19 protein-coding genes and 1 pseudogene are annotated in these 20,488 nt (G+C 73.7%); 12 read left to right on the top strand and 8 right to left on the bottom strand.

The features are described from left to right. The first annotated feature begins 28 nt into the window (after window positions 1-28). Both ACWCQS_RS37220 and ACWCQS_RS37215 read left to right on the top strand, forming a co-directional pair. Window positions 29-1,255 (top strand): AAA family ATPase, encoded by a 1,227-nt coding sequence (locus tag ACWCQS_RS37220; protein ID WP_451008577.1) that lies wholly within the window; start codon window positions 29-31, stop codon window positions 1,253-1,255. Beyond that, complete coding sequence (locus ACWCQS_RS37215) at window positions 1,252-2,493, top strand: vWA domain-containing protein (RefSeq protein WP_451008576.1); 1,242 nt, start codon at window positions 1,252-1,254, stop codon at window positions 2,491-2,493. Before ACWCQS_RS37220 ends, ACWCQS_RS37215 begins: the two co-directional genes overlap by 4 nt. 86 nt (window positions 2,494-2,579) lie before the next feature. Here the strand turns inward: ACWCQS_RS37215 and ACWCQS_RS37210 are convergent, their stop codons facing one another. Then, window positions 2,580-3,668 carry a hypothetical protein gene (locus ACWCQS_RS37210; RefSeq protein ID WP_451008575.1) on the bottom strand — a complete coding sequence of 363 codons (1,089 nt, stop codon included), beginning with the start codon at window positions 3,666-3,668 and terminating at the stop codon, window positions 2,580-2,582. 85 nt (window positions 3,669-3,753) lie between these two features. Here ACWCQS_RS37210 and ACWCQS_RS37205 point away from each other — a divergent pair, with 85 nt between their 5' ends. After that, window positions 3,754-4,212, top strand: a complete 459-nt coding sequence (locus ACWCQS_RS37205) for a MarR family winged helix-turn-helix transcriptional regulator (protein ID WP_451008574.1) — start codon at window positions 3,754-3,756, stop codon at window positions 4,210-4,212. Between the two features lie 20 nt (window positions 4,213-4,232). On the opposite strand, the gene ACWCQS_RS37200 is transcribed toward ACWCQS_RS37205, so the two are convergent. Both ACWCQS_RS37200 and ACWCQS_RS37195 read right to left on the bottom strand, forming a co-directional pair. Next, a complete protein-coding gene (locus ACWCQS_RS37200) occupies window positions 4,233-4,994 on the bottom strand; it encodes a GNAT family N-acetyltransferase (RefSeq protein WP_451008573.1) in 762 nt (253 codons plus the stop codon). Then, window positions 4,991-5,914, bottom strand: coding sequence for an NADP-dependent oxidoreductase (locus tag ACWCQS_RS37195; RefSeq protein ID WP_451008572.1), 924 nt, complete (start codon window positions 5,912-5,914; stop codon window positions 4,991-4,993). Before ACWCQS_RS37195 ends, ACWCQS_RS37200 begins: the two co-directional genes overlap by 4 nt. Before the next feature lie 180 nt (window positions 5,915-6,094). Between ACWCQS_RS37195 and ACWCQS_RS37190 the strand changes: the two genes are divergently transcribed. The 6 genes from ACWCQS_RS37190 (at window position 6,095) to ACWCQS_RS37165 (ending at window position 11,856) form a co-directional block, all read left to right on the top strand. Next, complete coding sequence (locus ACWCQS_RS37190; RefSeq protein WP_451008571.1) at window positions 6,095-6,700, top strand: sulfite oxidase-like oxidoreductase; 606 nt, start codon at window positions 6,095-6,097, stop codon at window positions 6,698-6,700. A gap of 400 nt (window positions 6,701-7,100) precedes the next feature. Further along, window positions 7,101-7,808 (top strand): ferredoxin reductase, encoded by a 708-nt coding sequence (locus ACWCQS_RS37185; RefSeq protein ID WP_451008596.1) that lies wholly within the window; start codon window positions 7,101-7,103, stop codon window positions 7,806-7,808. A gap of 227 nt (window positions 7,809-8,035) precedes the next feature. After that, complete coding sequence (locus ACWCQS_RS37180; RefSeq protein WP_451008570.1) at window positions 8,036-8,620, top strand: Rv1733c family protein; 585 nt, start codon at window positions 8,036-8,038, stop codon at window positions 8,618-8,620. Between the two features lie 108 nt (window positions 8,621-8,728). Then, window positions 8,729-9,697: an acetylxylan esterase gene (locus ACWCQS_RS37175; RefSeq protein ID WP_451008569.1), complete on the top strand. Its 969-nt coding sequence runs from the start codon at window positions 8,729-8,731 to the stop codon at window positions 9,695-9,697. Between the two features lie 118 nt (window positions 9,698-9,815). Then, window positions 9,816-10,982, top strand: coding sequence for a serine hydrolase domain-containing protein (locus ACWCQS_RS37170; RefSeq protein WP_451008568.1), 1,167 nt, complete (start codon window positions 9,816-9,818; stop codon window positions 10,980-10,982). A 130-nt stretch (window positions 10,983-11,112) separates the two neighbouring features. After that, a complete protein-coding gene (locus ACWCQS_RS37165) occupies window positions 11,113-11,856 on the top strand; it encodes a GntR family transcriptional regulator (RefSeq protein ID WP_451008567.1) in 744 nt (247 codons plus the stop codon). Here ACWCQS_RS37165 and ACWCQS_RS37160 read toward each other — a convergent pair. Then, window positions 11,826-12,578 carry a class I SAM-dependent methyltransferase gene (locus ACWCQS_RS37160; protein ID WP_451008566.1) on the bottom strand — a complete coding sequence of 251 codons (753 nt, stop codon included), beginning with the start codon at window positions 12,576-12,578 and terminating at the stop codon, window positions 11,826-11,828. The genes ACWCQS_RS37165 and ACWCQS_RS37160 overlap by 31 nt on opposite strands. Window positions 12,579-12,582: 4 nt before the next feature. After that, window positions 12,583-13,146, bottom strand: coding sequence for a PadR family transcriptional regulator (locus tag ACWCQS_RS37155; protein WP_451008565.1), 564 nt, complete (start codon window positions 13,144-13,146; stop codon window positions 12,583-12,585). A gap of 79 nt (window positions 13,147-13,225) precedes the next feature. Between ACWCQS_RS37155 and ACWCQS_RS37150 the strand changes: the two genes are divergently transcribed. Continuing rightward, entirely contained in the window at window positions 13,226-13,624 is a 399-nt protein-coding gene (locus ACWCQS_RS37150) for a nuclear transport factor 2 family protein (RefSeq protein WP_451008564.1), read from the top strand. Window positions 13,625-13,829: 205 nt separating this feature from the next. Here the strand turns inward: ACWCQS_RS37150 and ACWCQS_RS37145 are convergent, their stop codons facing one another. Continuing rightward, window positions 13,830-15,095 carry a cytochrome P450 family protein gene (locus ACWCQS_RS37145; RefSeq protein WP_451008563.1) on the bottom strand — a complete coding sequence of 422 codons (1,266 nt, stop codon included), beginning with the start codon at window positions 15,093-15,095 and terminating at the stop codon, window positions 13,830-13,832. 363 nt (window positions 15,096-15,458) lie between these two features. On the opposite strand from ACWCQS_RS37145, the gene rho reads away from it, so the two are divergent. Beyond that, window positions 15,459-16,607: a transcription termination factor Rho gene (rho, locus tag ACWCQS_RS37140; RefSeq protein ID WP_451008562.1), complete on the top strand. Its 1,149-nt coding sequence runs from the start codon at window positions 15,459-15,461 to the stop codon at window positions 16,605-16,607. 100 nt (window positions 16,608-16,707) lie between these two features. After that, a pseudogene (locus ACWCQS_RS37135) lies at window positions 16,708-17,541 on the top strand (D-alanyl-D-alanine carboxypeptidase family protein); the annotation flags it as partial. Between the two features lie 59 nt (window positions 17,542-17,600). On the opposite strand, the gene ACWCQS_RS37130 reads toward ACWCQS_RS37135, so the two are convergent. After that, complete coding sequence (locus tag ACWCQS_RS37130; RefSeq protein WP_451008561.1) at window positions 17,601-19,001, bottom strand: glycosyltransferase family 87 protein; 1,401 nt, start codon at window positions 18,999-19,001, stop codon at window positions 17,601-17,603. Next, window positions 18,998-20,401, bottom strand: coding sequence for a polyprenol phosphomannose-dependent alpha 1,6 mannosyltransferase MptB (mptB, locus tag ACWCQS_RS37125; protein WP_451008560.1), 1,404 nt, complete (start codon window positions 20,399-20,401; stop codon window positions 18,998-19,000). Before mptB ends, ACWCQS_RS37130 begins: the two co-directional genes overlap by 4 nt. Window positions 20,402-20,488 lie beyond the last annotated feature (87 nt).

The following is a 20,488-nucleotide window of genomic DNA, read 5'->3' as shown; positions in this document are numbered from 1 at the left end:
TCACTTCACATCCTTCAGGTGATCCCACATGACTGCTGCCACCGCTCCTGTCTCCCTGATTCCTCAACTCGACGTCGCCGAAGCCCTGTCGGCCCTGCTTAGCGACACGACCACCGAACCGCGCTCCGACGTCCAGCTGGAGGCGCTGACCCTGGCCGTGGCCGCCGATCTTCCGGTGCTGCTGTGGGGCGAACCGGGCATCGGCAAGACGGCGGCCCTGACCCAGCTGGCCTCCGCCCTGGACCTGCCGCTGACGACCGTCATCGCGAGCGTGCACGAGCCGTCCGACTTCTCCGGCCTGCCCGTCGTGGGGGACGATCCGGCGGTGCAGGGCGTCCCGATGGCCCCGCCGGACTGGGCGGTGCGGCTCGTACGGGCCGGGCGGGGACTGCTGTTCCTGGACGAGCTGTCCACCGCTCCCCCGGCGGTGCAGGCGGCCCTGCTGCGGCTCGTGCTGGAGCGGCGGATCGGCGCGCTGCGGCTGCCGCCCGGGGTACGGATCGTGGCCGCCGCCAACCCGCGTTCCTCGGCGGCCGACGGCTGGGAGCTGAGCCCGCCGCTGGCCAACCGGTTCGTGCATCTGCAGTGGACCCACGATCACGACGTCGTCGTACGGGGCCTCGGCGGGACCTGGCCGCGGGCCACCCTGCCCCGGCTCGACCCGGAGCGGCTGTCCGAGGCCGTGGCCTTCGCCCGGCGTGCGGTGTGTGAATTCCTCGTAGCGCGGCCGGGGTTGGTGCACCGGCTGCCGAGCGGGGAGAGCCGCCGGGGCGGTGCGTGGCCGTCACCCCGGAGCTGGGAGGCGACCCTGCGGCTGATCGCCTTCGCGACCGCCGCCGGATCCACTCGGGACGTGTTGTCGCTGCTGGTGCGGGGCACCGTGGGGGACGGCCCCGGCCTCGAACTGCTGGCGAGCCTGGACCGGATGGACCTGCCCGACCCCGAGACGCTGCTCGCCGACCCGGCGAGCGCCGAACTGCCCGAGCGCGGAGATCTGCGGCAGGCCGTACTGGACGGCGTGGTGAACGCGGTCCGGGGGCGCCCCGAGCGGGCCCGCTGGGACGCCGCCTGGGCCTTGCTGGTGCGGGCGATGGAGACCGGGGCACCGGACGTGGTGGTCGTGCCGGCGACCACGCTGGCCTCGCTGCGCCGGGCGGACTGGGAGGTACCGGCGGCGATCGAGCGGCTGGCCGGCGTGGTGTCGCTGTCCCGGCGGGCCGACCAGGCCGCCCGGATGGCCGGGACCCGCCGGTGACGGCGGACGCGCCCGGCGCGCTGGACCTCGGCAAGCTGTTGGCCGCGCGGCTGCACGCGGCCCGCGTCCGGCCATATCTGGCCACCGCGCTGTTCGCGCTGCGGCCGGTGGAGTCGCGGGAGGTGCCGACGATGGGGGTCGACCGGTACTGGCGGTGCTATGTGTCACCGGCGTTCGTGGATCGCACACCGGTGCCGGAACTGGCGGCGGTGTGGGTGCACGAGGTGTCCCATCTGCTGCGCGACCATCACGGCCGCAGCGACCGGTTCGCCCGCGAGCACCAGCTGACCGGGCCCGCGGAGCGGCTGCGCATGAACATCGCCGCCGACTGCGAGATCAACGACGATGTGTACGGCGAGGGGCTGGTGGAGCCCGAAGGCGCGGTGACACCGCAGACGATGGATCTGCCCTCGGGTTGGTTGATGGAGGAGTACCTACGGGCCTTCCGGCTCCGGCCGCGCCTGGACCGGCTGGCCTGGCTGGACTGCGGCAGCGGCGCCGACGGGCTGGACCGGGGCTGGGAGCTGGGGCCGGACGGCGCGCACGGGCTGAGCGAGCAGGAGCGCGACGCGGTCCGGTTCCGGGTGGCGCAGGGCATCAAGGGCAGCCCGGGCGACGCACCACAGGGCTGGCGGCGGTGGGCGGAGGAGGTGTTCCATCCGCCGCAGCCGTGGCGGCAGTTGCTGGGCTCGGCGCTGCGGTCGGCGGTCTCCGCTCCGGGTGTGGGCGAGGACTACAGCTACGGTCGGCCGGCGCGGCGTTCGGCCGGGCTGCCCGGGATCGTCCTGCCGAGTCTGAGGCGCCGGCCGCCCCGGGTGTGCGTCGTCATCGACACCTCGGGGTCGGTCAGCGACGCGGAACTGGGCAGCGCGTTGCTGGAGGTGACCGCGATCTGCCGGGCCGTGGGCGGCCGGCGGGACCTGGTCTCCGTGCTGTCCTGCGATGCCGCGGCCCGGACCGTGCAGCCGCTGTGCCGGACGGAGGGCATCGAGCTGGTGGGCGGCGGCGGGACGGATCTGCGCACCGGGTTCGCACGCGCGCTGCGGACCCGGCCCGACGCGGTGGTGGTCCTGACCGACGGTCACACGCCGTGGCCCGAGGAGCGGCCGTCGTGCCGGACGGTGGTGGGGCTGTTTCCGCGGGCCGGCGGGTCGTACGACGAAGATCGTCCCGACTACCAGCCGGACTCGCCCCCGGCGTGGGCGCGGGTGGTGACGATCGGGTCGGCGGCGGGGTGACAGGCCGGGCCGGGGCCGTCCGACGACATGCCGGCAGGGAGCCCCGCCCGTCGCCGGGCGCGCTCCCTGTTCCGGGCGGCACCGGGTCAGACGCCGACCGTCTCCTCGACCTCTTCCTCGGCCGCCCGCGCCGCCGCCCGCTCGGTCGGTGCCACGGCGGGCGTGGCAGCCGACTCGGTCCCGGTCGCGGTGCCGGGGTGGCCGGCCGCGTGCCGGGCCTGCCGGGGCCGCTCGTACAGGGCCGCGATCCCGGTCACGACCAGGCCCACCAGCAGCCAGGCGCCGAGGGTCCACACGTTGCGCGCGAGACCGTCGTCGCCGAAGTACAGCAGGCTGCGCGCGCCCTCGACGAATCCGGCGCCGTTCCAGAAGGCGTGCAGCGTGCCGAAGAAGCCGTTCTGCAGCTCGGGGCGGAACAACCCGCCGGAGCTGGTGAAGTTGAGCATCACGAACAGCACCATCATGGTGAGCGTGGTCCACCGCTTCAGGAAGGTGTGCAGTCCGACGCCGATGAAGAGGATGCCGGCCGAGTACAGCCAGGCCATGCCCCACACGCCCGCGAGGTCGTGGTGGGCGAGGTGGAACACCGGTCCGGCGAGCAGCGCTCCGATGCCGCCGACCACGGCGGAGACACCGAGGGTGAGCAGCGCCCGTACCCGCATCGAGAGGGCGGCGCCCGCGGCGCCGAGCGCGGCGACCGAGGCGTAGGAGCCGATGCTGAGGGCGATGAGCAGGAAGAACAGGCCCTGCCCCGTGGGGTCGTCGGCGACCGGCTCGGCCACGTCGGTGACCTTCAGCGGCACGCCCTCCTTGGCTGCGACCGGCGTGAAGACCTTCTCGACCGCCGTCGCGCCCATGTCGGAGGCGGCACTGGCCACCAGCAGTTCGGGCGCCTTGGCGCTCGGCACGTAGGCGCCGGTCACATCCCTGGACTTCAGCAGGTGGACGGCGTCGGCGCGGGTCGCGACCGTGCGGACGTCGAGCTTGTCCCCGGCGGTGTCCTTGACCGTCTGGGCGAAGACCTTCGCCTGCGGGGCGCTGCCGACGACGGCGACCGGCAGGTGGTGCGGCTCCGGGGTCACGAAGGCCCCCATGTACGCGAGCCCCATGCCTATGCACATCAGCAGCGGGGTGATCAGGTGCGTGAGCACATGCCGCAGTGCGGGCGACCTCATCGCGCGCGACCTCCAGATAGTTGGCTTATACAACTCTCACATCAAGTTGTACTATACAACTAGAACGCCGGAGGAGGGATTCCCGATGAGCGCAGCGGCGTCGGCCGTCGAGACGATCCAGCGCGAGATGACCATCTTCGCCCGCCGGGCCCGGGCCTCGGCGGGCCGTATGCACCCGGAGCTGTCCCTGGTGTCGTACACCCTGCTCGGCCATCTGGAGGAGCAGGGCGGCTGCCGGGCGACGGATCTCGCCGCCCACTACGCGCTCGACAAGTCCACGGTCAGCCGCCAGGTGGCCGCGCTGGAGCGGGCCGGGCTGATCGAGCGCCGCCTGGATCCGGAGGACCACCGGGTCCAGGTGCTGCATCTGACGGAGGGCGGCCGGGACATCCTCGCCCAGGTCACCCGCAGCCGCCGGGCCGCGTTCCGCGAGCGGCTCGCCGACTGGCCGGAGGAGGACCTGATGCGCTTCGCGGCCTACCTGGAGCGGTACAACGCGGGTCCGGGCGAGACCGGCGCCGACCGACCGCCGGCCCCGGCATGACAGCGCACCGGCCGCGAGAGCTACGCCACCGGCACCGCGGCCCGCTCGTCGGCCAGCCGCTCCGGGGCGCGCGCCGCCAGGAAGGCCGTACGGCGGCGGAGCCGGAAGCCGAGGGACTCGTACAGCCGGATCGCGCCGGTGTTCTGGGCGCTCGTGTGCAGGAAGGGTGTCTCACCGCGCTCCCGTATGCCGTGCGCGACCGCGAGGATCAGCCGGGTGGCGAGGCCTTCGCCGCGGAAGGCGGGGTCGGTGCAGACCGCGCTGATCTCGGTCCAGCCCGGCGGGCGGAGCCTCTCCCCCGCCATCGCGATCAGCGCGCCGCCGCGGCGGATGCCGAGGTAGGTGCCGAGCTCGACGGTGCGCGGCAGGAACGGTCCGGGCCGGGTGCGGTCCACGAGATCGAGCATCTCGGGTACGTCCGCCGGGCCTAGGCGCACCGCCTCCGGGTCCGGCGCGGCGGCCAGGCCGTCGTCCACGAGTTGCACGCCCTCGATCCGGAAGGTGATCTCCCAGCCGTCCGGTACCTCGCCGCTGTACCCGGCCAGCGGGATCTCCGCGCCGGGACCGGCCAGCGCGGCCAGGTCGGCCCAGTCCCGCGCGTCCGGTTCGTCGGGCAGCGCCAGCCAGGGAGAGACGTCGACGGGGTAGCGCAGCACCCGGCCGCGCCGCTCGGCGAAGCGGGCGTGCGGGCCGGTCAGGGAGGCGAAAGCGGGGTTGTCGAGGACGCGCTGGGCGTCGGCGGCGGGCCCGTCGCCGGCGCCCGCTCCGGCTATGACGCTCACGCGGCCACCTCGATCACGATCTTGCCGAGGGCGTGCCCGTCCTCGACGGCGCGCAGCGCCTGGCCGGCCTGCTCCAGCGGGAAGGTGCGGGTGATGTGCGGCTTCAGGGCGCCGCGTACGGCGAGGTCGGCCACCGCCTCGAGCACGGCGGAGGTGCGGACCCGCTTGACGGGGGCGCCGCCGACTGCGGCCGCGGCCTGCTGCGGCGAGCCCGCGGTGACCAGCTTGCCGCGGTCCTTCAGCAGTTCGGCGGCCTCGGTGAGCACCGGCTCGCCCACCAGGTCGTACACCCCGTCGATGCCGTCCGGCGCGGCGGCCCGCACCCGCTCGGCCAGGTCGGGTCCGGAGGGCACGTGCACCGCGCCCAGCGACTCCACGAACTCCCTCTTGCCCTCGCTCGCCACGCCCACGACCCGCAGCCCGAAGGCGCGGGCGATCTGCACGGCCGCGGTCCCGACGCCGCCGCCCGCGCCCGTCACCAGCAGGGTCGAGCCGCCGGGCAGGTCGAGCTGGCGGAGCCCGTCGTAGGCGGTCGCGGCGGCGACCGGGAGGGTGGCGGCGTCACGGAAGGACAGCGCGGCGGGTTTGTGGGCGGTCACGTCGGCGATGAGCACGGCGTACTCGGCGAATGCGCCGCGGGCGGCGCTGCCGAACACCTCGTCGCCCACGGCGAAGCCGGTGACTCCCGGGCCGACCTCCTCGACGACGCCGGCGGCCTCGCTGCCGAAGACCGTGGGAAAGACAGGCTCGCCCTCGCCGGGGCGGCGGAAGCCCTGGCGCAGCTTCCAGTCGACGGGATTGACGCCCGCCGCGCGGACCGCGATCAGGATCTCGCCGGGGCCCGGACCGGGGCGGTCGAGGTCGACCAGCGCCTCGGTCTCCGGTCCCCCGTGCCGCGTGTAGACATACGCCTTGGACATGCTGTTTCCCTCGCTTCTCTCGCCCTGCCACCGGTGTACCGGTGGCGGCATCGAGGGCAAAGGAGAAGCGCCGCAGAGCTATTCCCGTGGCCCGAAAGAGTTCATACGGCCGCAATCATCCAGGCGTGAGGGGCGATGACCAGGGACGGAGCACGCGGAACGACCACGTACGGTTGAAGGATGAACGTTACGCGAGGCTTCACGGGCCGCCCGCGCGTCCACAACCCCGGGCTGCCGCCCGGGCAGTACGACGCGCGCGAGGAGTGGCCGGTCCTGTCCGCCGAGGTCACCCCCGACCTCGCACCGGCCGACTGGTCCTTCCGCATCGACGGCCTGGTGGAACAGCCGCACAGCTGGGACTGGGACGCGGCGCACGCGCTGCCGGCGTCGGCGTACGACGGCGACATCCACTGTGTGACCGGCTGGTCGAAGTTCGGCGTGCGATTCGGCGGGGTCTCGCTGGACGCGTTCTTCCATGTGGTGCGGCCACATGTGTCCGCCACCCATGTGCTCGCCCGCTCCCACACCGGCTACACCACCAACCTGCCGCTCGCCGACCTCACCGGCGGGCGGGCCTGGATCGCCTGGGAGTACGACGGCGAGCCGCTCCCGGCCGAGCACGGCGGCCCGGCGAGGCTGCTGGTGCCCCATCTCTACTTCTGGAAGAGCGCCAAGTGGATCGCCGGCCTGACACTCCTCGACCACGACGAGCCGGGCTTCTGGGAACGCAACGGCTACCACGAACGCGGCAACCCCTGGCAGGAGCAGCGGTACTCCGGTGACTGACACGGTGACAACGAACCCGGGCAACCACGCCACAAACCCGGAACCAGGGATTCCGCCCGTGCCTCGGGCCCTGGCCCCGGCCGCCGGCGCCGCGGCACCGCAAGCAGCCGGCTGCGCGCCGGACGAGTTCGCCCGCGCTGCGGCCCCGGGCCCGGCCGTCCCCGCGGACCCGACCGCCGGGGTGGCAACCGGGAACCCGCAGGCTCCACTCCCGGATGCCGCCACCCCCTCCCCGCCGCCCCCTGAGCCGACCGGACCGGCGGCGGCCCCCGGCCTCGCTGCTCGCTCGCAGGACGCGGCCGCCATCACGGCCCCGCTCCTGGCCGCAGCCGCCCTCGCCCCGGGCCTCCCCTCCCACGGCGCCGCCGTTGCCGCGAGGCGTTTCGCGGTACCGGGACGCATCGCCGTGAGCGATCAGGTGGCGGCCGTGTGGCAGATCGCCACGGTGACGGAGATCCGGCGGGAGACGCCGCGCGCGGCCACCTTCCGGCTGGCGGTGCCGGGCTGGGCGGGGCATCTGCCCGGCCAGCACCTGATGCTGCGGCTGACCGCGGCAGACGGGTATGTGGCGCAGCGGCACTACTCGATCGCCTCGGCGCCTGACGACTCCGGGCACATCGAGCTGACCCTGGACCGGGTACCGGACGGCGAGGTCTCCGGCTGGTTCCACACGGTCGCCCGCCCCGGTGACACCGTCGAGGTGCGCGGGCCGCTGAGCGGCTTCTTCGCCTGGCCCGGCGACCGGCCCGCGCTGCTGATCGGCGCCGGCTCCGGGATCGTCCCGCTGATGTCGATGGTGCGGCACCACCGCAGCCGCGGTCTCACCGTGCCGCTGCGCATGCTGGTGTCCGCGCGCAGCCCCGAGGAACTGATCTACGCGGCCGAGCTGGGCGCGGAGACGACGCCCGTATTCACCCGCAGCGCCCCACAGGGGGTGCCCGTGGGACGTATGGCAGCCGCACATGTGGGGCCGCTCCTGGCCGAGCAGCCTCCCGGTGGGTGGGAGGCCTATGTGTGCGGATCCAACGGGTTCGCGGAGCACGCGTCCCGGCTGCTGGTCGCGGCGGGCCAGCCCGTGGACCGGATCCGCATCGAGCGGTTCGGCTGACCCTCCGGGTCGCGCGCGGGGATCGTTCGCGCAGCGGTGGGGCGCATGGCGCGTTCCGAGCTCCAAGTGGGCTTGAACCCGCGGTTCGCGTGTGAGCGAGGTGCTCCGTACGGGGTACGAAACGGGTGTGGACGCTCGTGTACGTGAGCGGCGGAGGGGGGCGACGAGCCCGGGCCTCATGGACCGGCTCGTCGGCTCTGCGGCTCCGACGGTGCGAGGAGGTGGACATGCGTACCGGGGTGCGTGGCTGGCGCTGGCAGCACAATCCGCTGCGGCGCCGCTCGGATGTCGTGGAGGCATGGACGCTGCTGATCGTGGCCGTCCTGCTGGTCGTGGTCACACCGCTGGTCGGCGTTGCCGCGGGTCTGCGCGCGCATGACACGGCCCGCAGCGTCGCGGTCGCCCAGCGGGCCGAGCGCCACCAGGTCCGTGCGCAGGTGTTCGGCGACCCGCCCGAGCGGCTGTCCGCCGAGCAGGGCGACCGCGCGTACCCGTACCGCGCCCACGTCCGCTGGACCGAGCCCGGCAAGGGCACCCGTACGGCGTGGGCCCGGGTGCCGGCGGGCACCCGTACCGGTGACACGGTCTCGGTGTGGTTCGACGCCCGGGGCCGCAGTGTCGCGCCGCCGCCGGACGAGGCGGCGGTCTGGCAGCACGCGGTGACCATCGGGCTGGTCGCGGCGGGCGGTTCGGCGGCCCTCGTGCTCCTCGTGCACGCGGTCGAGCGCCGGATCGCGCTGCGCCACCGGCTGGCGGAGTGGGAACGGGAATGGGCACGGACGGGACCGAGGTGGACCCAGCCCCGGGCGTGAGGGGCAAGGTGCCCGGCCGGCCGCAGGGGAGCAAACGCTTACTGGCCACTCCTGCGGCGCCCACGTACGGTGAGCTGACGCAGTCTCCCTTCGCAAAGGTGGTTGTTGATGGCCCTGTTCGACCTGCCCCTCGACGAACTCCGCGAGCACCGCAGCGAGTCCACCGAGCCCGAGGACTTCGACGCCTTCTGGGACAAGACCCTGGAGGAGGCACGCGAGCACGAGCTGGACGCCCGCTTCGAGCCGGTGGACACCGGGCTGTCGACGGTCCAGGTGTACGACGTGACGTTCGCCGGGTTCGGTGGCCACCCGGTCAAGGGCTGGCTCCGGCTGCCAGCCGGCGCGACCGAACCGCTGCCGCTGGTCGTGGAGTTCGTCGGCTACGGCGGCGGGCGCGGGCTGCCGCACGAGAGCCTGCTGTGGGCCTCGACGGGCCGGGCGCACTTCGTGATGGACACCCGCGGCCAGGGCAGCGCGTGGGGCGCCGGGGGCGGCACGGCGGACCCGGTCGGCACCGGCCCGGCGTACCCCGGGTACATGACGCGGGGTATCGACGCGCCGGAGAACTACTACTACCGGCGTGTGTTCACCGACGCCGTACGCGCCGTCGAGGCGGCCCGCTCGCACCCGCTGACCGACCCGGCCCGTACCGTGGCGCTCGGCGCCAGCCAGGGCGGCGGCATCACCCTGGCCGTCGGCGGCCTGGTCCCCGACCTGGTCGCGGTGGCGCCGGACGTGCCGTTCCTGTGCGACTTCCCGCGCGCGACCACGCTGACGGACCGGCATCCCTACCGTGAGATCGGCCTGTTCCTCAAGACGCACCGGGGCCGCTCGGCGGAGGTGCTGCGCACGCTGTCCTACTTCGACGGGGTGCACTTCGCGGCCCGCGGCCGGGCCCCGGCGCTGTTCTCGGCGGCGCTGGAGGACCAGACCTGCCCGCCGTCGACCGTGTTCGCCGCGTTCAACGCCTGGGCGCACGAGGACAAGGCGATCGAGGTCTACGACTTCAACGACCACGAGGGCGGCGGCCCCTTCCACGAGGCGGAGCAGCTGCGCTGGCTGCGGTCGTACGCCTGAGGCGACGGACGGGCGCGAGGATCTGCCGGACACTTCCATCCAGTCCGACCAGTCGGTACGTTCGGGGGGCCCGGGTCGCAGCGTCGCGGCCCGGGTTCCCGGCGACGACGGAGGTCCCATGTCCGCGCACGAGACACAGGTCCACGGCCACTGCGACGCGCGTTTCGCGGCGGTGCGGGAGGCGTTCGAGGACAACTTCCGGGAGCGGGGCGAACTGGGCGCCGCGGTGGCGGTGACCGTCGACGGCACCACGGTGGTGGACCTCTGGGGCGGCTGGGCGGACGCGGCCGGTACCCGACCGTGGGAACGGGACACGCTGGTCAACGTGTGGTCCACCACCAAGGGCCCGGTGGCCCTGTGCGCGCACCTGCTCGCCGACCGGGGGCTGCTCGACATCGACGCGCCCGTGGCCGCCTACTGGCCGGAATTCGCGGCGGCGGGCAAGGAGAAGGTGCTGGTCCGGCATCTGCTGTCGCACCGCGCCGGGCTCTCCGGACTGCGCGAGCCGCACTCCCTGGCGGACCTGTACGACTGGGAGCTGACGACCGCCCGGCTGGCGGCGACCGAGCCGTGGTGGGAGCCGGGCACCGCCTCCGGGTATCACGCGCTCACGTACGGCTTCCTGGTCGGTGAGGTCGTCCGGCGGATCTCGGGGCTGCGGCCGGGGGCCTTCCTGGCGCGCGAGGTGACCGGGCCGCTCGGCATCGACTTCACGGTCGGGCTGCCGGCGAAAGAGGCGGGCCGGGCGGCCGAGCTGGTGCATCCACCGGCCGCCTCCCGCAGTGAACAGGCAGCGGTCTTCGGCCAGTTGGCGCCCGCCGCGCTGGCGGCGCTGGCGAATCCGGTGGTCGGCGCGGCGGAGGCGAACACGCCCGAGTGGCGGGCGGCGGAGATCCCCGCGGCGAACGGGCACGGCACCGCACGCGCCGTCGCGGCGCTGTACGGCGTCTTCGCCGGGCGCGGCTCGCTCGGCGGGCGGCGCGTCCTGTCGCCGGAGGCGGCGGAGCGGGTGCGCGAGGGCCAGGGAAGCTGCCGCGATCTGGTGCTGGGCGCGGGCTTCGAGGGCGAGACCGAGGTCGGGCTCGGTCTGTGGCTGAGCGGGCCGAACCGGTCGTACGGCCCGAATCCGCGGGCTTTCGGCCATGACGGGTTCGGCGGCTCGTGCGGGCTCGCCGATCCGGAGGCGGGCGTGTCCCTGGGGTACGTGATGAACCGGATGGGGCCGCGCATCGCCGACGACCCACGGAAGATGGCGCTGATCGACGCCCTGTACAGCGCGCTGTGACGACGTGATCGCGCGGGCGGGTTTCGGCCGAACCGGCAGACCGCTCTTCCCTCGTGGTTTAGACCAATGCTATTTGTGGTCGCGCAACGAGCCCGCACGACTACGTCTTGTCACCACAGGAGGGCGCGGCATGGCCCGCACCACCCCGCACGAACCCGCGCAGTGCGACGACCGGCCCCTGTACGGGCGGATCGCGGCACTGCTCCTCGACGAACTGCGCGCCGGCACCATTCCGCCGGGCGAACGGCTGCCGGGCGAACGGCACTTGGCCGCCTATTTCCAGGTCAGCCGGGAGACCGTCCGGCAGGCGCTGGAGGTGCTGCGGCGCAGCGGTGCCGTCGCCACCGACCGGCGGGGCAGCCATGCCACGCTGTCCGCCCGGCCGGTCGCGGCGCCGGGGACTCCGGCCTTCCCGCTGGGTTCCCGCTCGGCGGACCCGTCCGCGGTCGACCGGGCCACGGTGACCTGGGAGGCGCCGCCGGAGGAGCACGCGCGGGAGCTGGGCCTGGCGCCGCACCGGCCGACGCTGGTGCACCGCTACCGGTCGGCCACGCCGGACGGCCGGGCGCTGCGGACGGCGGTGACGTCGTTCTCGGCGGTGGCGCTGACCGAGGTCGCGGAGCTGGCCCGCTACCGGGGCCGGGCCGACGGCACCACGCCCGCGCAGCTGCGCCGGGCCTACGACTGGATGCGCAAGGCCGGCCTGTCGCTGCACCACCGCGATTCCATCACCCAGGTGGACGGCGCCGCCTCGGTGCGGGTGACCCGGCGGGTGCACGACCAGTACGCCCGGCCGCTGGAGATCACGGATCTGGTGGTGGACGCCGAACGGGACGCGCTGGTCTACGAGTTCACACTGCCCGCGGCCGGCTGAGCCCGCCGGGCCACCACCAGCCGGGCCCGTGGGCTGCCGTCGCCGCGCCGCCCGAACTCGGGCAGGGCGTGCAGCTCGACGGTGAACCCGGCACGCCCCAACTCCGTGAGCACGCCACTGAGCCGGAAGGCCCGGTAGTACATGACGAACGGCGGCCGCCACAGCGCGTTGCGCACCCGCATCACCGTGTCGAAGCCGAGCAGCATCCAGTAACCGGCCTGCGTCGGACGGGGCGGGGCGAGCACCGGGAAGGCGAACCGGCCGCCCGGCCGCAGGACAGAGTGGACCTGGGTGAACAGCCCCGGCAGTTCACGCGGCAGGAAGTGACCGAAGGCCCCGAAGGAGACCACGAGGTCGAAGGCCGCCGCGAACGGCAGGGCCCGGGCGTCGCCGCGCACCCAGGCGACCTCGGCCCCGCCGGCGGACCGCACCCGGCGCCGGGCGACATCGAGCATGCCCGCGCTGAAGTCGACCCCGGTGATGCTCCGCCGGCACAGCCCGGTCAGGACCTCGGCACCCGCGCCCGTGCCGCAGCACAGGTCGAGCCCGTCCTCGAAGGGGCCGAGCGGGGTGAGTGCCTTCGCCACGGACTCCAGGACGTCGTCGGGTGTCCGGAAGGGCGTGTGGTCGAACTTCGGGGCGAGCAGGTCGTAACCGTGCTCGACGGACGACAGCGCCTGCACGGCGAGTTCACGCAGGCCGGGGCCTTGGGGACCGAACATCTCCTCAGCCTAGAGCCACGCGCTCGGCCAGGACCGCGAGAACCCGCTCGCACCAGCGCAGATTCTCCTCCTCGAAGCCGATCCCGGCCATGAGGGTGAGGTAGGGGCCGACGCGGTCGGCGCCCCGGAGGTACTCGTCCTCGGTCCGGCCGTCGAGGAGGCGGCGCTGCACCCGCCGGTAGCGGTCGAGCTTTCCCCGTGCCCAGGTCATGCGCTCCTCGATCAGGGCGCGGGTGACCTCGGGGTCGGCGCCGTCCATCGCCTGGATCTTGATGAGGAGTTCGTCGCGGATGGCGGTGGGCCGTTTGGGGGGCTCGGCGGCGAAGGCGTCCAGCTCCGCCCGGCCGGCCTCGGTGAGCGTGAACATCCGCTTGTTCGGCCGCCGCTCCTGCTGCACCGTCCGGGCCTGGACGAGCCCGTCCTGCGCGAGGCGCTCCAGCTCCCGGTAGAGCTGCTGCGGGGTGGCGGGCCAGAAGTTCGCGAGCGAGACGTCGAACGACTTCGACAGCTCGTAGCCCGAGGCCTCGGCCTCCAGCAGGGCGGCCAGGACGGCGTACTTGAGCGACATATGGACAGGCTAGCAGTCGTTGATTAATCTCATCCGCACCTATTCAACTAATTGACTAGTCATTCTGCGAGGTGATCCGATGCACGCGTTCCGCGCCGCGGTCGAGGCCGGCGACATCGATGCGGTCGAGGCGCTGCTGGCCGAGGACGTCGTCTTCACCAGCCCGGTCGTCTTCAAGCCGTATCCGGGCAAGGCGATCACCGCGGCGATCCTGCGCGCGGTGTCCCAGGTCTTCGAGGACTTCCGGTACGTCCGGGAGATCGGGGACCCGGCCTCCCCCGACCATGCGCTGGTCTTCACCGCCCGGGTGGGCGACCGCGAGCTGACCGGCTGCGACTTCCTCCATGTGAACGAGGACGGCCTGATCGACGAGCTCATGGTCATGGTCCGTCCGCTGTCCGGGGCGCACGCCCTCGCCGAGGCCATGGGCGCACGGTTCGACGAGATCGCGAAGGAGGCGGAGGCGCGGTCGGTGTGAGCACCCGCGAACGCTTCAGCCCTTGAGCCGCCCCAACGGCTGGCATGGCGAAGCGGGAACCGCTGCTGGAGGAGCCGCTGGTGGTGTCCTGACTGACCAGGTGGGCCTCGTCGCCGATGCCGCTGACCGGGAGACGTCGTAACCGCCGTTTCCATGGCCTGACGGACCCACGAAAAGGGCGGGGTTCGTATGGCTGGTGTGCGGCTCAGACTCCGGGGGATGCGCCGGGTGTGAGCCGGACCGGCAGGGTGCGGACGCTGTTGCCGACGAAACCGGCGTGCGGGACCAGGTCGCCCTCGGTCGCGGCGAGTTCGAGGTCGGGGAAGCGGGTGAAGAGCCGCTCCAGCGCGATGCCGGCCTCCAGTCGGGCGAGTGGCGCGCCCAGGCAGTAGTGCGCGCCGTGCCCGAGCGAGAGATGGCGTACGGCGCCGGGCCGGGCGGGACGGGTGACGTCGAAGCGGTCGGCGTCGGGGCCGTGCGCGGCGGGGTCGCGGCCGGCGGCGGAGTAGCCGGCGAGCACGGGGGTGCCGGCGGGTATGAGCGTGTCGTCGACGGTCAGGTCGCGCACCGGGTAGCGGAACGGGAAGTAGCTGACCGGCGCGTCCCAGCGCAGGGTCTCCTCGACCACGTCGGCCCAGCTCGCCCGGCCCGCGCGCACGTGGTCGAGCTGGTCGCGGTGGGCGCACAGGGCGCGTACGGCATTGGTGATCAGGTTGAGCGTGGTTTCGTGCCCGGCGACGATCATCAGCAGGAGCGTGCCGATCAGCTCCTGGTCGCCGAGCCGGTCGCCGCCGTCGTCGCGGGCGGCGATGAGCGCGCTGGTGAGGTCGTCGGCGGGCGCAGCGGCCTTTCTCGCCGCGATCTCGCCCAGGACGGCGACGAGTTCACGGTTCGCGGCGATGACCTCGGCCGGCTCGATGTCGGTGGCCACGACCTGGCTGCTGAGGTGGTGCAGCCGGTCGCGGAACCCGGCTTCCACGCCGAGCAGTTCGCAGATGACCCCCATCGGCAGGGGCAGGGCGAAGTGCCGCCGCAGGTCGGCGACGCCGTCCGCGGCCTGCGCGGCTCGCGCCAGGCCGTCCAGCAGGGAGGCGGTCAACTGCTCGATCCGCGGCCGCAGTTGCTCCACCCGGCGGGGCGTGAAGGCGTGCCCGACCAGGGACCGCAGCCGCCGGTGGTCCTCTCCGTCGGCGGTGGTCATGCCCTGCACGGTGGCGAACGTGAGCAGCGGCCAGCCCGCAGGGATCCGGCCCTGTCGCAGATCCGTGAAGTGACGTGCGTTCTTGGCGACTTCGGGATGCTGGAGGAACTCCCTCAGTGCCTCGTGCCCGAGTACGGCCATCCCCTCGATCCCGCCGGGCAGTTCCACCGGGGCCACGGCGCCGCCGGCCAGCAGCCGCGCGTTGACGGTGTGCGGGCAGCCGCCTGCGGGGTCGAGTCGGTGCGGGGGCCGGGCGGCAGAGGTCTCCACGGGTTCTTCTCCTGACGGTCGGACGGAAAAGCAGGGCGGCTCGGCGGAGGAGCCGGACGGCTCGGGGCGGGAATAGACGCGGACGGCATCATGTTGACCGAACCGAGCGCACGGGTATAGTGCGATCAGCGCATGTGCGTGTCCCGTCGTACGGACACCGGTGCCGCAGTTCTCTCCACCAGCCCCTCGGCCGAGGCTTCCGACCGGCCCGGGCTTCTTCTCTGCACCACCTCGTGACCAGGGCGATTCCGCCGTACCCGAGGTGCCGTTCCCGCCGCCCGGAGGCATCTGTCAAGCCCTCCCGCTCGCGGCCTCTCCCCCCTTCCCAGCTCTCTTCTCCCGTCCGTGAAAGGACCTCCCACCATGACCACCACACTCGAACACCCTCCCGTGGTCCAGCAGGCCCCGGCCGCCCGGCTCGTCACCGGTGTCCTCGACATCGACGCGCAGGGGAAGGGGCACCTGCGGGCACCGCACCTGCTGGCCTCCCCCGCCGATCCTCAGGTCCCGCCCGGCCTGATCCGGCGCCATGGGCTGCGCAAGGGCGACCTCGTCGAAGGCGTCCGCGGCGACCGGCGCGCACTGACCGAGGTCACCCGCGTCGACGGACACGACCCGGCCGCCCTGCGCGGCCGGCGTCACTTCCGCGACCTCACCCCGCTCCACCCGCACGAGCGCATCCGCCTCGAACACCCCGCGTCCGGACTGGCCGGGCGCGTCACCGATCTCTTCGCGCCGGTCGGCAAGGGCCAGCGCGGACTCGTCGTGGCCCCGCCGAAGAGCGGCAAGACGGTGCTGCTCCAGCAGCTCGCGGCCGCCGTGGCCGGCAACCACCCCGAGTGCCGGCTGATCGTCCTGCTGCTGGACGAGCGCCCCGAGGAGGTCACCGAGATGCGCCGCTCGGTGCGCGGCGAGGTGTACGCCTCCACCTTCGACCGGACGCCCAAGGAGCACATCGCCCTCGCCGAGCTCGTCGTCGAGCGGGCCAAGCGCCTGGTGGAGGCCGGCGAGGACGTCGTGATCCTGCTGGACTCGCTGACCCGGCTGTGCCGGGCGCACAACAACGCCTCCGCCGCCGGTGGCCGCACCCTGAGCGGCGGTGTCGACGCGGGCGCGCTGCTCGGCCCCAAGCGGTTCTTCGGCGCCGCCCGCCAGGCCGAGGAGGGCGGCTCGCTGACCATCCTCGCCACCGTCCTGGTGGACACCGGCTCCCGCGCCGACGGCTACTACTTCGAGGAGCTGAAGAGCACGGGCAACATGGAGCTGCGCCTGGACCGGGAAGCCGCCACCCGGCGTCTCTTCCCCGCCGTGGACCTCGACGCCACCGGCACCCGCCGCGAGGAACTCCTCCTCACTCCGGCCGAATTGACGGCCGTCCACGGTCTGCGCCGCGTCCTGCGCTCCCGCGAGGGCGCTCCGTCCGGTCTGGAGACCCTCCTGGAGCGGCTGCGCTCCACCCCCGACAACGCCGCGTTCCTGCGGCAGATCCGGCCCACCCTGCCCACCGGCTGAGCCTTGCGGAGAAGGCAGGGATGCCGCGTCCGGGTTGCTCGCGTGGGCCGAACGGCCCTTCCAGCGCGAAGGACGGCGAACCCGTTCGTACGTTGATCATATGATCACCGGACTTTCTCATCGGGTGGCCGTGTCGGCCTGTGCCCTGTGCGTGGCAGGCGTGCTGGCACTCACCTCGGCCACCGCCTCCGCCGGGCCCCGTACCGGGGAACCCGCTCCGCCCGCGCCCCGGGCGGCGATGCCCGGCCCGAACCAGCTCTACCGCTCCGGCGTCCTGGTACGGCCGCACCAGGACGCGCCCGAGGTGCCGGACGTGTCGGCGCTGTCCTGGGTGGTGGCCGACGCCGGCAGCGGGGCGGTGCTGGCCGCGAGCGACGCGCACCGCAAGCTGCCGCCCGCGAGCACCCTGAAGACCCTGTTCGCCCTCACGGTGCTGCCCGCCCTGCCCGCCGACATGCGGCACACCGTGCGCAACGCGGAGCTGGCGGACATCGGCCAGGGCAGCAGCCTGGTCGGCGTCCGGGAGGGACTCACCTACCGGGTCTCCGACCTGTGGCGCGGGGTCTTCCTCCACTCCGGCAACGACGCGGTGCATGTGCTCGCCTCGCTGAACGGCGGCTGGGAGGCCACGGCCGCCGAGATGCAGACCAAGGCACGCTCGCTCGGCGCCATGGACACCCATGTCGTCTCCCCTGACGGCTACGACGCCGACGGCCAGGTGTCCTCCGCCTACGACCTCGCGGTCTTCGGCCGGGAGGGCCTGCGCAATCCGGACTTCGCCCGGTACTGCTCCACCGCCGAGGCGAACTTCCCCGGTGACGGCGCGCCGTACGGCATCAGGAACACCAACCGGCTGCTGACCGGCCAGAGCGGCGTGAAGAAGTATCCCGGCCTCATCGGCATCAAGAACGGCTACACCACCAAGGCGGGCAACACCCTGGTGGCCGCCGCCCGCCATGGCGGCCGCACGCTGGTGGTGACCGTGATGAACCCTCAGGAGGGCGGCGGGTTGGCGGTGTACCAGGAGGCGCGCGAGCTGCTCGACTGGGGCTTCGCTGCGGTCGGCCGGGTGGACCCGGTGGGCTCGCTGGACGGGCTGCGCGTCACCTCGCGGCCGGTGTCGAAGGCCAAACCGGTGGTCGCGGCCGCGTCGCACGCAGCGGGCTCGGGCTGGCCCAGCCCCGCCGTCGTCGCGGGGCTGGCGGGTCTCGTCGCCGGCGCCGCGGTGGTGGCGCTGCGGGCCGTCGCGGTGGCGGCGGTGCGGGCCAGGAGCAAGCGCACCCCGCGCGACTGACCCGTCGGCAGGCCGAGGAGCAGCCCCAGCGTGATCCAGGTGTAGGTGTTGCTGCCGAGGAAGCCGCCGATGCCGGAGGCGCCGTCGAACCACAGCCACACCACGCTCGTGCACAGCACCGCGTACAGGGCGCCCGCGATCCGCGGGTGCCCGGCGCGCAGCAGCACGGCGAACGACGGCAGCAGCCACACCAGATGGTGGACCCAGGTGATGGGGCTGACCAGGCAGGCCGCCGCCCCGGTGAGTGCGAAGGCGGCCGTCCAGTCACCGGCCCGCACCGCCTGACGGGTCCGCCACGCCCAGACGCACAGGGTCAGCAGGACCGCCGTCGCCCACAGCGGGCGGCCCGGCTCGCCGAGGCGGGCCAGCACTCCCTGGAGCGACTGGTTCGACACATAGTCGAGCCGGCCCACCCGGCTGGTGTCCCACAGCGCCTCGGTCCAGTAGTAGCGGGACGCCCGCGGATCGGCCCAGGCGGCCAGCGCGGTCGCCGCGAGGGCGACCGCCGTCGCGACTCCGGCCGCCCGGCGCCGCCCGGCGAGCAGCAGCAGACCGATGAACAGGGCGGGCGTGAGCTTCACTGCGGCGGCGAGGCCGATCCCGGCGCCGGCCCAGCGCTCCCGGCCGGTCGCCAGGAGCAGGCAGTCCCCCAGGACGAGGGCGAGCAGCACCAGATTGACCTGGCCGAAGCTGAAGGTGTCCCGCAGCGGCTCGAACAGCGCGAGCAGGCAAAGGCACAGCGACCAGCGGTACCACCCATGCCGCCGCCAGCCCGGGCCGGCCAGGATGCGCAGGATCACCGCCAGCGCGGCCAGGTTGACCAGGAGGGACGCCACGATCGCCGAGTCACGGTCCAGCAGCGCCAGCGGCAGCATGGCGACCGCGGCGAACGGCGGATAGGTGAAGCCGTACGTGGTGCCCGGCACTTGGTAGTCGTAGATGCGCCCGCCGTGGTGCGCCCAGGTGTGCACGGTGCCGTAGTAGACGCGCAGGTCGAAGAAGTCGCGCAGCAGCGGCACGGTCGCCGTGAAGACGGTGACCGCGGCGCCGAGGACGAGGACCAGCGCCAGACGGCCCCTGGTCGTACGCGGCCCCCTCACGCCATGCGTCCCGGGGCCGGGGCCTGGGCCGCCTGGTGGGCCTGCCACAGGACGACCACGCCGAGGACCCCGCCGGAGACGGCGAGCACCAGTTGCCCGAGGTCGGCCGGGCCGCCGCTGGGCAGCACGGCGAGGGCGAGGACGCCGGCCAGGGCCGCGACCCGGTGCCGTACCGAGGTGTTGGGCGCGGCGGCGGCGATGAGGAACAGGCCCCACAGCATGTACCAGGGGCGGATCGCCGGGCCGAACACGGCGACCGTCAGCAGGCTGAGCCCGAGTGCGTACACCGGTCTGACGCGCAGCCGTAGCCATATCAGCGCCACGGCGACGGCGGTGGCGGCGAGGCCGAGCAGATGCCAGGCCGGTACGGCCAGCGGGGCCAGGCTGCTGCCGAGGTGCTCGAGCAGGGCACCGGTGGCACGGCCGAGCAGGCTGGTCAGGGCCCAGTTGTGCGGGGAGACGGGGGTGGCCAGGGCGCCGATCCAGCCATAGCCGGTGCCGGCGACGGCCGTGGCGGCGACCGTCGTCACGGCGGAGGCGCCAGCCGCGGTCAGGACGGCCGGCAGCGGGCGGCGGCCGGAGCGGACCTGGAGGGCCACGACCGCCAGCAGGCCGAGCGCGGCCGGCGCCTTGACCAGGGCGGCCAGGGTGACGAGGACGGCCCCGAGGACTCCGCAGGCCGGCCGTTCCCCGCGCGCGGCGACCAGGCCGAGCCCCAGCAGACCGAGCATCAGGGCGTCGTTGTGGGCGCCCGCCACCAGGTGCAGCAGGACGAGCGGGTTGAGGGCGCCGAGCCAGAGGGCGGCGGCCGGGTCGGCGCCGCTGTGCCGGGCGAGGCGGGGCAGCGCGACGGCCATCAGGGCCACGCCGAGCAGGGCGACCAGGCGCATGCCGAGCAGGCCGGCCGGCAACTGTCCGCGGGTCAGCCCGGACAGCGCGGAGGCCAGCGCCATGAAGGCGGGGCCGTAGGGGGCGCCGGTGTGCTGCCACATCGGGGCCACCTCGTCGGCGAGCGGGCCGCCGAGCTGGGCCGGGCCCTGGGTGTAGACGTCCATGTGGTGGTCGACCATGGCGCCCTGCGCGAGGTAGCTGTACACGTCCCGGCTGAACAACGGCGGTGCCAGCAGCAGCGGTGCCGTCCATACGGCGAGCACCAGCAGCAGGGCGCGCGGGGTGGGCGGCTGGGGGCCGCGCACCAGACGGCCTAGGAGCACCCAGGCCGCTATCAGCAGGACGACACCGAAGTACACCCCGACCAGGCCGAGTGCCGCCTGCACCGAGGCGGGGGCCAGCAGATCCTGCACGGGCAGGGCACCGGCCGTCTCACCGCCGAGCGCGAGAAAGGCGGTGCCGGCCAGCCCGAGCACCTGGCAGCTGCGGAGATCGACGGGGAATGCCATGGCCAACACTGACTCAGCGTGTCAACGCCGGGTGGCCGGAAGGCGACGCTCCTCTCACCTGCGGGCGGCTCGCACGTGACCGGCGTG

This window comes from Streptomyces sp. NPDC002076, from assembly GCF_053593835.1.
This window is presented reverse-complemented; position numbering and strand designations above follow the sequence as displayed.

What these genes read in the sequence shown, in the direction of transcription:
- ACWCQS_RS37220 (WP_451008577.1), top strand. Translation starts at nt 29, where the DNA reads ATGACTGCTGCCACCGCTCCTGTCTCCCTGATTCCTCAACTCGACGTC.
- ACWCQS_RS37210 (WP_451008575.1), bottom strand. Translation starts at nt 3,668, where the DNA reads ATGAGGTCGCCCGCACTGCGGCATGTGCTCACGCACCTGATCACCCCG.
- ACWCQS_RS37205 (WP_451008574.1), top strand. Translation starts at nt 3,754, where the DNA reads ATGAGCGCAGCGGCGTCGGCCGTCGAGACGATCCAGCGCGAGATGACC.
- ACWCQS_RS37195 (WP_451008572.1), bottom strand. Translation starts at nt 5,914, where the DNA reads ATGTCCAAGGCGTATGTCTACACGCGGCACGGGGGACCGGAGACCGAG.
- ACWCQS_RS37190 (WP_451008571.1), top strand. Translation starts at nt 6,095, where the DNA reads ATGAACGTTACGCGAGGCTTCACGGGCCGCCCGCGCGTCCACAACCCC.
- ACWCQS_RS37180 (WP_451008570.1), top strand. Translation starts at nt 8,036, where the DNA reads ATGCGTACCGGGGTGCGTGGCTGGCGCTGGCAGCACAATCCGCTGCGG.
- ACWCQS_RS37175 (WP_451008569.1), top strand. Translation starts at nt 8,729, where the DNA reads ATGGCCCTGTTCGACCTGCCCCTCGACGAACTCCGCGAGCACCGCAGC.
- ACWCQS_RS37170 (WP_451008568.1), top strand. Translation starts at nt 9,816, where the DNA reads ATGTCCGCGCACGAGACACAGGTCCACGGCCACTGCGACGCGCGTTTC.
- ACWCQS_RS37165 (WP_451008567.1), top strand. Translation starts at nt 11,113, where the DNA reads ATGGCCCGCACCACCCCGCACGAACCCGCGCAGTGCGACGACCGGCCC.
- ACWCQS_RS37160 (WP_451008566.1), bottom strand. Translation starts at nt 12,578, where the DNA reads ATGTTCGGTCCCCAAGGCCCCGGCCTGCGTGAACTCGCCGTGCAGGCG.
- ACWCQS_RS37155 (WP_451008565.1), bottom strand. Translation starts at nt 13,146, where the DNA reads ATGTCGCTCAAGTACGCCGTCCTGGCCGCCCTGCTGGAGGCCGAGGCC.
- ACWCQS_RS37150 (WP_451008564.1), top strand. Translation starts at nt 13,226, where the DNA reads ATGCACGCGTTCCGCGCCGCGGTCGAGGCCGGCGACATCGATGCGGTC.
- rho (WP_451008562.1), top strand. Translation starts at nt 15,459, where the DNA reads ATGACCACCACACTCGAACACCCTCCCGTGGTCCAGCAGGCCCCGGCC.
- mptB (WP_451008560.1), bottom strand. Translation starts at nt 20,401, where the DNA reads ATGGCATTCCCCGTCGATCTCCGCAGCTGCCAGGTGCTCGGGCTGGCC.